This window comes from Halorhodospira neutriphila (assembly GCF_016584055.1).
Lineage (GTDB): Bacteria > Pseudomonadota > Gammaproteobacteria > Nitrococcales > Halorhodospiraceae > Halorhodospira > Halorhodospira neutriphila.
Genome location: NZ_NRSH01000078.1, coordinates 1 through 10,637, shown reverse-complemented (window position 1 = coordinate 10,637; position 10,637 = coordinate 1). Strand labels below are relative to the sequence as shown.

General features: G+C 73.8%; 9 protein-coding genes. 3 read left to right on the top strand and 6 right to left on the bottom strand.

Features of this window, described 5'->3' with window-relative positions; genetic code table 11:
- The coding region (locus tag CKO13_RS07850; RefSeq protein ID WP_200259126.1) for a matrixin family metalloprotease at nucleotides 1-582 on the top strand (582 nt) is incomplete at its 5' end.
- A gap of 246 nt (nucleotides 583-828) precedes the next feature.
- Here the strand turns inward: CKO13_RS07850 and CKO13_RS07845 are convergent.
- The 3 genes from CKO13_RS07845 to CKO13_RS07835 form a co-directional block, all read right to left on the bottom strand.
- Nucleotides 829-2,289 (bottom strand): aldehyde dehydrogenase family protein, encoded by a 1,461-nt coding sequence (locus tag CKO13_RS07845; protein WP_200259124.1) that lies wholly within the window; start codon nucleotides 2,287-2,289, stop codon nucleotides 829-831.
- Between the two features lie 70 nt (nucleotides 2,290-2,359).
- Nucleotides 2,360-3,772, bottom strand: a complete 1,413-nt coding sequence (locus tag CKO13_RS07840; protein ID WP_200259122.1) for an amidase — start codon at nucleotides 3,770-3,772, stop codon at nucleotides 2,360-2,362.
- Nucleotides 3,769-4,761 carry a D-2-hydroxyacid dehydrogenase gene (locus CKO13_RS07835; RefSeq protein ID WP_200259120.1) on the bottom strand — a complete coding sequence of 331 codons (993 nt, stop codon included), beginning with the start codon at nucleotides 4,759-4,761 and terminating at the stop codon, nucleotides 3,769-3,771. Before CKO13_RS07835 ends, CKO13_RS07840 begins: the two co-directional genes overlap by 4 nt.
- A 108-nt stretch (nucleotides 4,762-4,869) precedes the next feature.
- Here CKO13_RS07835 and CKO13_RS07830 point away from each other — a divergent pair, with 108 nt between their 5' ends.
- Nucleotides 4,870-6,072: a pyridoxal phosphate-dependent aminotransferase gene (locus CKO13_RS07830; RefSeq protein WP_338034604.1), complete on the top strand. Its 1,203-nt coding sequence runs from the start codon at nucleotides 4,870-4,872 to the stop codon at nucleotides 6,070-6,072.
- 37 nt (nucleotides 6,073-6,109) lie between these two features.
- On the opposite strand, the gene sufT is transcribed toward CKO13_RS07830, so the two are convergent.
- On the bottom strand, nucleotides 6,110-6,661 hold the full coding sequence (sufT, locus tag CKO13_RS07825; RefSeq protein WP_200259118.1) for a putative Fe-S cluster assembly protein SufT: 552 nt from the start codon (nucleotides 6,659-6,661) through the stop codon (nucleotides 6,110-6,112).
- Between the two features lie 96 nt (nucleotides 6,662-6,757).
- Entirely contained in the window at nucleotides 6,758-8,323 is a 1,566-nt protein-coding gene (locus tag CKO13_RS07820; protein ID WP_200259116.1) for a bifunctional GNAT family N-acetyltransferase/carbon-nitrogen hydrolase family protein, read from the bottom strand.
- Nucleotides 8,324-8,417: 94 nt separating this feature from the next.
- On the opposite strand from CKO13_RS07820, the gene CKO13_RS07815 reads away from it, so the two are divergent.
- The gene (locus CKO13_RS07815) at nucleotides 8,418-10,160 is read left to right on the top strand and encodes an autotransporter assembly complex protein TamA (protein WP_338034603.1); all 1,743 of its coding nucleotides are present in this window, start codon (nucleotides 8,418-8,420) and stop codon (nucleotides 10,158-10,160) included.
- 88 nt (nucleotides 10,161-10,248) lie between these two features.
- Here CKO13_RS07815 and CKO13_RS07810 read toward each other — a convergent pair.
- Nucleotides 10,249-10,637 (bottom strand): hypothetical protein (locus tag CKO13_RS07810; RefSeq protein ID WP_200259111.1); only part of this gene is annotated, 389 nt, incomplete at its 5' end.

The window sequence follows — 10,637 nt, the reverse complement described above, 5'->3', positions numbered from 1 at the left end:
TACCAGGACCGCCGCGAGGCGCTCCAGGGGCGCCTCGAGCGCTTCCGGCGCGAGCGCCAGGCCCACGAGGAGGCCGTCCGGGCGTTCGAGCGCCGCCAGCGGCGCCACGCGGAGCGGGTTGAGCGCTGGAACCGCGGCGAGCTGGCGCGCACCGCCGAGCGCCGCCGCCGGCTCGAGGCCGAGCAGGAGGCCCTGCGCCAGCGCCGCACCGAGCTCAACCGCCGCGGCGAGGCGCTGCGCGATCGGGCCGAGGCCCTCAACCGGGCCCAGCGGCGGCTCCGGGCCCAGGGCGACGCCGTCGATCGCGAGGTCGAGGCGTACAACCGGAGCGCCGAGCGGATGAGCGGCTTCGAGGCCGGGCGCTACCGCGGCCGGGGCCGCGAGGGGCGCATCACGGTCTACCAGTTCCGCGGCCCGCAGCAGCTGCGCACGGTGCTGGCCCACGAGCTCGGCCACGCCCTCGGGATCGGGCACGTCGGCGGGCGCCGCTCGGTCATGTACCGCGAGCTCAACGAGGCCAACCGCGATCCGCGCTCGCTCTCCGCCCAGGACCGGGCGGCCCTGCGCCGGGTCTGCGACTAGCGCCGGCCGCGGTGCGCCCCGGGGCTGTGCGCTTTCCACAAAACCTGTGGAAAACTCTGTGGAGAAATCGCGCTCTCCGGCGTGTCATCGGCCCGTCATCGGCACTGGCCACAATCTGATCACCCGCCGGATGACCAAATCGTGATCAAGCACTTACGCGGGGTGGCCGGGGGTGGCGGGCGCCGCCGCGGGGCCGCCGCCGCCCGCTCCAGGGGCGGCGCGCGGCCTGTGCACACTTGGCCGGTCCTAGCCCGGCTGCCCCTGCGGGACGGTCTGCGTCTCGACGAACTCGAAGAGCCCCTCGAGCCCCCCCTCGCGGCCGTAGCCGGAGCGCTTGGTGCCGCCGAAGGGCGCCTCGGGGGTCGGGCCGCTGCCGGTGTTCCACCCGACGTGGGGGAAGGCCAGGCGGGGGATGAGGCGCTCGGCCCGGGCCGCGTCGCCGGTGAACAGGTACGCCGCCAGGCCCAGCTCCGAGTCGTTGGCGAGGGCCAGCGCCTGCGCCTCGTCGCCGAAGGCGGCGACGGGCACCAGCGGCCCGAAGGTCTCCTCGCGCCAGCACGCCATCTCCGGCGTGGCGCCGTGGACGACGGTGGGCGGGAAGAAGGCGCCGTAGTCCTGGCCCAGCGGCCCCGGGTCGCCGCCGAGGAGCGTGGCCGCCCCCTTCTCGACGGCGTCGAGGTAGTGGCGGCGGACCTTCTCGTAGCCGCTGCGGTCGATCAGCGGGCCGAGGTCGATGCCCTCGGCCATGCCGTCGCCCGTGCGCAGCCGCCCGGCGCGCTCGGCGACCCGCTGGGCGAAGGCCTCGGCGACGGGCGCCTCGACGAGGATGCGGTTGGCGCAGACGCAGGTTTGGCCGCCGCCGCGGAACTTGTTGGCGATGAGCTGATCGGCGGCGTGGTCGAGGTCGGCGTCGGCGAAGACGAGGAACGGCGCGTTGCCGCCGAGCTCCAGGGTCAGGCGCTTGACGTCCTCGGCGCTGCCGCGGATGAGCGCCTGGCCGACGCTCGTCGAGCCGGTGAAGCTCAGCACCCGCACCCGTGGGTCGTGGAGCAGGGCGTCGCCGATGGGGCCGGCGGCGCCGGTGACCAGGTTGACCGTCCCGGGGGGCAGGTCGAGCCCGCGGTGGAGGAGGGTGAGCAGCGCGATCTGGGTCAGCGGCGTCTTCGCCGACGGCTTGAGCACCGCCGGGGCCCCGGCGGCCAGGGCGGCCGAGAGCTTCTTGGCGATCATGCCGATGGGGAAGTTCCACGGCGTGATCAGGGCCACGGGGCCGGCGGGGCGGTGGTGGACCGTCCAGGTGCAGCCGCGGGGCTGCGCCTCGAGGGTGCGCGGCGCCAGGGCGTCGATCTCGCGGGCGGCGTGGGCGAAGAAGCCCGCGGCGTAGAGGACCTCGCCCACCCCCTCGGCGTGGGGCTTGCCGTGCTCGAGGGTGAGGATCCGGCCGAGCTCCTCGCGGTGCTCGCGCAGGAGCGCGTCGATGGCCTCGAGCCAGCGGCGCCGCTGCGCGCGCTCGGGGGCGCCGTCGCCCAGCGCCGCCTCGGCGGCGGCCACGGCGCGGCCCGTCTCGCCCGGGCCCATGGCCGGGACCTCGGCGAGGAGCTCGCCGTCGGCGGGGTTGGTGACCTGGAAGGTGGCGGCGTCGTCCGAGGCCGCCCACTCGCCGGCGATGTAGCCCTTGATCTCGGGAAGGAGCGGAGAGTCGATCATAGTCGGAAGGCTCGGTACTGCTTGCAGGGTGTGAGGCGCCGGGCGCCCCTCGCGGCGGGGTGGGCCCGCCCTAGCCGAGGAGCCCCGGCCGTCGGTCGGTCAGCGGCGCCGCCTGCTGGTAGGCGTGGGCGGCGCGCAGGACAAGGCCGTCGGCGTGGCGGGCCGCGACGAGCTGCGCCCCGATGGGCAGCCCCTCGCGGGTGAAGCCGCACGGCACCGAGCAGGCCGGCTGCCCGGTCAGGTTGAAGGGGTAGGTGAACGGGGTCCAGCTCGGCCAGCGCGCCTCGGGCCACGCCTCGGGGACCTCCCGGCCGGCGGCGAACGCCGGCAGCGGCAGCGTTGGTGTCAGCAGCAGGTCGTAGCGCTGGTGGAAGCGGCTCATCCGCTCGGTCAGCGCCGCGCGCTCGTTCGCCGCCGCCAGGTAGTCGAGCATCGAGGCCCCCTCGACGGCCTCGGCGGCCTCGATGAGGCCGGGGTCCATCGCTGCGCGCTGGGCCTCGGGGACGGCCCGCAGGGCGTTGGCGGCGCCGCCGAAGAAGAGCAGGTCGAAGGCCGCGCGGGGGTCGTCGAAGCCCGGATCCACCTCCTCGACCTCGGCGCCGAGGGCCTCGAGGGTGCTGGCGGCGGTGGCCACCGCCGCGGCGACCTGCGCGTCGACCCGGGCGTAGCCGAGGTTCGGGCTGTAGGCGATGCGCAGGCCGCGGACCCCCTCCGCGAGGGCGGCGAGGTAGCTGCCGCCGGCCGCCGGCAGGGTCGGATCGCGCGGGTCGGGCTCGGCGATAACGTCCATCAGCCGGGCGGCGTCGGCCACGGTGCGGGCCATGGGGCCGGCGTGGGCGAGGGCGCCGAAGGGGCTCGCCGGCCACAGGGGCACGCGCCCGTGGGTGGGCTTGTGGCCGACGATCCCGCAGAAGGCGGCGGGGATGCGGATGGAGCCGCCGGCGTCGGTGCCCAGGGCCAGCGGGGCCATGCCCAGGGCCACCGCCGCGGCGCTGCCGCCGCTGGAGCCGCCGGCGGTGCACGCCGGGTCGTAGGGGTTGGCGGTGACGCCGAAGCCCGGCGAGTCGGTAACCCCCTTCCAGCCGAGCTCCGGGGTGGTGGTCTTGCCCGCGGGCACGGCGCCGTGGCGGCGTAGGGCCGCCACGGCCGGGGCGTCCTGCTTCCAGGGGCCGGCCGGGTCGACGGTCCGCGAGCCCCGGAGGGTGGGCCAGCCGCGGGTCAGGAAGACGTCCTTGATGGCCACCGGGACGCCGTCCAGGGCCCCCATCGGGTGGCGCTGGCGGTAGCGCTGCGCGGCGTGGTGCGCCTCCTGCCGGGTGGTGGCCTCGTCGATGAGGCAGAAGGCGTTGACGAGGCCGTCGTGCTCGCGGATCCGCGCCAGGCAGGCGTCGGCGGCCTCCGCGGGGGAGAGCTCGCCGGCCTCGAGGCGGCCGAGGAGCTCGGCGGCGGTCAGGTCGGCGACGGCGGGTGGTGGCGTGGTCATGACGGCCTCTCGGGCGGGACGTACCCGCGCTGCTTGTCGACGACGTTGTGCAGGGGGGCGCCGGCGGCCCAGCGCTCGAAGTTGGCCACGAACTGCGCGCTCAGCGCCGCCTGCCAGCCGCGGAAGTCGCCGGCCATGTGCGGCGAGACGACGACGTTCTCCATGCCCCACAGCGGGTGCCCGGCGGGCAGCGGCTCTTGCTCGAAGACGTCGAGGGCCGCCCCGGCGATGGCGCCCTCGCGCAGGGCGGCGACGAGGTCGTCGGTGACGACGATGGGGCCGCGGCCGATGTTGATCAGCCGGGCGCTCGGGGCCATGGCCCGGAAGGCGGCAGCGTCGAACAGCCCGGCGGTCGCTGCGGTCAGGGGCGCGGCGATGACGACGTAGTCGGCCTCGCCGAGGTGGGCGTGGAGCGCCGCGGTGCCGTGGACGGCGCCGAAGTCCGGGTCGTCGCCGCGGGGCCGGCTGGCGACGCCGTCCACCGTCAGCCCGGCGGCGGTGAGCAGCCGGGCGATCTGCCGCCCGATGGCCCCGGCGCCGACCACCAGGGCGTGGCGGCCCGCGATGCACTCGGTCTCCCGGTGGCGCCACTCCTGGCGCTGCTGCAGGGCCAGGGTGGTGCGCAGGTCCTTGGCGAAGAGCAGGACCAGGCCGAGGACCGTCTCGGCGATGGGGCGGTCGAAGATGCCGCGGGCGTTGGTCAGCGGGACCGGGGCGGCGATCAGCTCGGGGAAGAGCAGGGCGTCGACCCCGGCGCTGGTGGCGTGGACCCACTGCAGGCGCCGGGCGTGGGGCCAGGCCTCGGCGACGAGGGCGCTGCGGAAGTCGGTGACGAGGAGAATGTCGGCCTCGGCGACGGCGTCGATGAGCGCCTCGCGGTCGGTGGCGTGGCGGATCTCGGCGCGCCCCTCGAGGGGCTCTAGGCCCGGCGGCGGCGCCTCGCCGGGCGCCGTCAGGAGGGCGATAACGGGCAGTGCACCGGTCGCCATGGCAGGCGGGCCTCCGGTTGCGCATATACTTTCACCGTATCCCTAGGCGGGGGGGATTACAAGGCGCTATGTTAGCGGCAAGGCCCGCGGAATCGAGGAGGGCGCGCCGTGGCGAGAGAGCGGGAGGAGAGCGAGGCGGAGGAGCTCTGGGAGCCGGTCTGGAGCCCCTCGATCCGGGCGCTGCCGATCCCGGGCATCCGCAAGATGGTCAACATGGCCGCGGAGATGGACGACGTGATCCATCTGTCCATCGGCCAGCCCGACTTCCCCATGCCCGAGCACGTGCTCGAGGCGCACGTCCAGGCGCTGCGCGACGGCAAGACCGGCTACACCCTCGACGCCGGCCTGCCGCAGATGCTCGAGGCCGTCGCCGAGTACTACGGGGCGCGCTACGGCCGCGAGCTCAGCCCCGAGAACGTGCTCATCACCACCGGCGCCACCGAGGCCATGTACCTCGCCATCGCCGCGACGGCGGCGCCGGGCCGCCAGTTCCTGGTCCCGGACCCCGCCTTCCCCCTCTACGCGCCGCTGATCCGCATGAACGGCGCCGAGGTCCGCTCGATCCCCACCCGCGCCGAGCACGGCCACCAGCTCGACCCGCAGGAGGTGATCGACCAGATCGGCATGCGCACCTTCGGGATCATCCTCAACTCGCCGAGCAACCCCACCGGCACCGTCTACCCCCGGGAGACCGTGGAGGCCATCGTCCAGGAGGCGGCCTACCGCGGGGTCTACGTCTTCAGCGACGAGGTCTACGACCACCTCCTGCTCGACGAGATGGCGTACCCGAGCGTGCTGCGCTGCACCTCGGACCTCGACCACGTCATGGCGGTCTCGAGCCTGTCGAAGACCTTCAGCATGGCGGGGCTGCGCATCGGCTGGCTGATCTCCAGCCAGGGGGCGATCAAGAAGCTGCGCCGCTTCCACATCTTCACCACCACCGTGGCCAACACCCCGGCGCAGTGGGCGGGGGCGGCGGCGCTGCGCGGCGAGCAGGGGTGCGTCGAGGCGATGCTCGAGGCGTACCGGGCCCGGCGGGACCGGATCGTCGAGCTGGTCAGCCAGACCCCGCACCTGACCAGCTACCGGCCCCAGGGGGCCTTCTACATCTTCCCGTCCCTGCCGCCCAACACCGACGGGACCAGCGTCGCCACGCGCCTGCTCAAGGAGACGGGGGTCTGCCTCGTCCCCGGCGACGCCTTCGGCGAGAGCTGCCCGAACGCCCTGCGCATCAGCTACGCCGCCTCCATGGACGACATCGAGCGCGCCTTCGAGCGGATCATCCCGTGGATGGCGCGCCAGGAGCTCTAGGGCCGCCGCCCCGTCGGGCGTGCGACCCCGGCGGCGGCTAGAAGAGCCCCACCTGGAGCTTGGCGGCCTCGGACATCATCTCCTGGCTCCACGGCGGGGAGAAGACGAGGTTGACCTGGACGTCGGCGACGGTGGGGACCATCTTCACCTTGGTGCGGACGTCGTGGGCGAGGATATCCCCCATCCCGCAGCCCGGGGCGGTGAGGGTCATGTCGATGTCCACGTGGCGCTGCCCGGCGCCGTCCTTGGCGATATCGCAGCGGTAGATCAGGCCGAGCTCGACGATGTCGACGGGGATCTCCGGGTCGTAGCAGGTGGCCATCTGCTCCCAGATCAGCCGCTCGACGTCCTCGTCGGTGGCGTCCTCGGGCAGCTCCGGGGGGTCCGGGGGCTCCTTGCCGATGGCGTCGGCGTCGGCGCCGTCGATGCGGAAGAGGTAGCCCTGGAGGTAGATGGTGTAGCTGCCGCCGAGCGACTGCGTGAGCACCCCCTCGGCACCGGCGGGGATGGTCCCCGTGTCGCCGGCGGGGATAACGACGGCGTCGCAGTCGCGCTGGAAGACCACGGGCTCGCCTCGGGGTGCGTACATGGCCTCACCTTGCAAGGGGTCTGGACGGGGTATCGGGCCCCATCCTAGCAAAAGTTGGCCGCGCCGGTGGGCAGAGGGCGGCCCACCGGCGCGGGCTCAGTCGCGGCCGAGCCACTGGATGCGGTAGAGGTCGAGGCGCCGGTCCTTGTAGTTGCGCACCGAGCCCTCGTTGCGGATCTCGGTGAGCTTGTCCAGGTCGAGGTCGACGATCAGCGTCATCTCGGTGTTCGGCGTGGTCTCGGCGACGATGGCGTCGTGGGGGAAGGCGAAGTCCGCCGGCGAGAAGACCGCCGACTGCGAGTACTGGATCTCGATGTTCTCGACCTTGGGCAGGTTGCCCACCGAGCCGGTGATCGCCACGTAGCACTCGTTCTCGATCGCCCGCGCCTGGGCGCAGCGGCGCACCCGCAGGTAGCCGGTCTGGGTGTCGACCCAGTAGGGGACGAAGAGGATCCGCGCCCCCTTCTGGTTGAGGATCCGCGGCAGCTCGGGGAACTCGGCGTCGTAGCAGACGAGGATGCCGATCTTGCCGATGTCCGTCTCGAAGACCTTGAGCTCGTCGCCGCCGCGCACGCCCCAGTAGGCGCGCTCGTCCGGGGTGATGTGGAGCTTGTGCTGGTGGTCGGTGGTCCCGTCGCGCCGGCACAGGTAGGAGACGTTGTAGAGGACCTGGTCCTGGTAGACGGGCATCGAGCCGGCGATGATGTTGATGTTGTAGGAGACCGCCAGCCGCGAGATCTCCTCGACGATCTCGTCGGTGTACTGCGCCAGCCCGCGGATCGCCTCGGCCGGGTACTCCTGGTTGAACAGCGACAGCAGCGGGCCGTTGAAGAACTCCGGGAAGAGGGCGAACTCGGCGTTGTAGCCGGCGAGGGCGTCGACGAAGAACTCCACCTGGTCGATGAGCTCGTCGACGGAGCTCATCGGGCGCATCTGCCACTGCACGGTGCCCACCCGGACCACCGCCTTGCGCCGCGAGATCAGCGGCTGCTCCTTGGGCTCGTAGAAGATGTTGTTCCACTGCACCAGGGTGGCGTAGGCGTGGGAGTCGCGGTCGGCGGGGAGGTAGTTGGTGATGATGCGCCGGACGTGGAAGTCGTTGGCGAGCTGGAAGGAGAGGATCGGGTCGTGGATCTCCTTGCGCTTGACCAGGTCGATGTACGCCTCCGGCGACATCTGCTCGGCGTGCTTGGCGTAGCCGGGGATGCGGCCGCCGGCGACGATCCCGCGCAGGTTGAGCTGCCGGCACAGCTCCTTGCGCGCGTCGTAGAGCCGCCGGCCGAGGCGCATGGCGCGGTACTCCGGGTCGACGAAGATGTCGACGCCGTAGAGGACATCGCCGTTGGGCTCGTGGGTGGTCAGGTAGCCGCTGCCGGTGATCTCCTCGTAGGTGTGCTTGTCGCCGAAGCGGCCGTAGTCCACGATTAGCGTGATGGCGCCCGCGACCACCCGACCGTTGTCCTCGATGCAGATCTGCCCCTCCGGGAAGCGGTTGATCTGCGCGGCGAACTGCTCCCGCGTCCAGGCCCCGTCCATGTCCGGATACACCTCGTTCATGATCCGGGCCACGTCCGGGTAGTCCTCCAGGACCATGTTGCGCAGCCGCAGGTGGTGCTCGTCCTGCTCGCCCTGCTCGTGCTCGGGTGTCGTCTCCTCGTTCATGGGCGCCTCGGTTGCCGGTCGCTGTCGAAGGGGCGCGGGCGGCGGCGGACGCCGCTCGGCGGCCATCCAGTATACAAGGCTGCCGCGGCGCTGGGTGAAGCCCTCCGCGAGCCTGGTGCTCGCGCTGGCCGCGGCCTGCGCCGCGGCGGGGGTGCCGCGCGGCGCCGCGGCCGAGGTGGCGATCGCCGTCAAGGGGGTCGAGAAGGAGCTCGCCGAGCAGGTGCGCGTCTACCTCGGCGAGCCGGGCTCCGAGGAGCCGGCGGCCGTGGCCGCCTTCCAGCGCCACGCCCCGGAGCGCGCCCGCGAGGCCCTCGAGGCCTTGGGCTACTACCGGGCGCAGGTCGCGGCGAAGCGCCGGCGCACCGACGACGGCTGGCGGGTGGTGGTGCGGGTCGATCCGGGGGAGCCGGTGCGGGTGCGGCGCATGGCGGTGTGCCTGAGCGGCGAGGCCGCCGCGGACGCCGCCTTCGCCAACCTCGAGTCGCGGCTGCCCCTGAAGGAGGGGAAGATCCTCCACCACGGCCGCTACGAGACCTCGCGCCAGCTCATCCAGAACCTCGCCCTCGACCGCGGCTACTTCGACGGGCGCTTCACCGCCCGGCGCATCGCGGTCGATCCCGAGGCCGGCACCGCCGAGGTGCGCCTGTGCTACGACAGCGGCGTGCGCTACCACTTCGGGCCCGTGCGCTTCGCCGACTCCCCCCTGGCCGAGTCGTTCCTGGAGCGCCTCGTCCCCTTCGAGCGCGGCGAGCCGTACACCGCCGAGCAGGTGGCGGCGCTCAACCGGGCCCTGCTCGACAGCGGCTACTTCAGCGACGTCCGGGTCCGGCCGGCCCGCGGCGCCGCCAGCGGCGGCGTGGTGCCCATCGACGTCGAGCTCACGGCGCGGGCCCGCCACGAGCTCACCACCGGCGTCGGCTACACCACGGACCTCGGCGCGCGGGTGCGCCTCGGCTGGCGCCGGCCCTGGGTCAACCGCCGGGGCCACGCCTTCGCCCTCGATACCGAGATCGCCGAGCGCCGCCAGAACCTGACCGCCTCCTACACGGTGCCGCTGCGCGACCCCCTGCGCAGCAGCCTCGAGTACCAGCTCGGCGTCCAGGCCCTGGACGTGGCGGATATCGACACCGAGCAGATCAGCGCCGCCGTCCAGTACCGCCACCGCCTCGACAGCGGCTGGCAGCAGACCCTCTTCGTGCGCGCCGACGAGGAGCGCTTCCGCATCCAGGACGACTGGCGGAGCACGACGCTCTTCATCCCCGGGGCGAGCTGGAGCCGGGTGCGCAGCCGCGGCGGCCTCGACCCGCACTGGGGGGATCGGCAGACGCTCTCGGTGGAGGCGACCGATCCGTGGCTCGGCTCGGACATCGAGCTGCGCCGGGTGCGCGCCGCCACCCGCTGGGTGCGCACCCTCGGCGACCGCCACCGCTTCCGGGCCCGCGCCGAGCTCGGCGCCCTGGACACCGGCCCCGACGCCTTCGACGACGTCCCGCCGTCGCTGCGCTTCTACGCCGGCGGCGACCAGAGCGTGCGCGGCTACAAGTTCCAGAGCCTCGGCCCCAAGCGCGACGGGGCCGTCATCGGCGGCCGCTACCTCGCCGAGGCCAGCCTCGAGTACGGCTACCAGCTGACCCCCAAGTGGCGGCCCGCCGTCTTCGTCGACGCCGGCAACGCCTACGCCGACTGGGACGATCTCTCCGGCGAGGCGAAGGTCGGCGCCGGCCTCGGGGTGCGCTACTCGTCGCCGATCGGGCCGATCCGGCTCGATCTGGCCGCCACCGTCGGTGAGCCCGAGCGCTCCTGGCGCCTCCACTTCTCCATGGGGTCGGACCTGTGAGCGGCGTCGTGCGGCGCTGGGCGGGGCGCCTGGCGGCGGGGCTGCTGGCCCTCGCCGCCGGTCTCCTGATGGCCCTGCTGGGGCTGCTCTACACCACGCCCGGGGCGCAGCTGGCGGCGCAGCTGGCGCAGCAGGCGGAGCCGCGCCTGGCCCTGCGCGTCGCCGGCGGCAGCCTCGCCGAGGGCGTCGAGGTGCGCAGATCGCCCTCGAGGGCCAGGCGGGCGTCCGGGCGCTCGACGAGGAGCCGGCGCAGCCGCCAGCGCGTGCCCTCGGCGTGCAGGCCCACCTCGATGCGCTCGATCCGCTGCGCGGCCCCCTCGCCGCTCCGGATCCGGAGCCGCTCGATGCGCAGCGCCTCGAGCTCCACGGCCAGGGGCAACTCGATCCGCGGCAGCGCCACCGCCTCCCGCGGCGCCGGCTCGGCCGGCTGCGCCGCCTCGCCGGCGGCGAGCGCCACCGCGACCCCCTCGGCGTAGA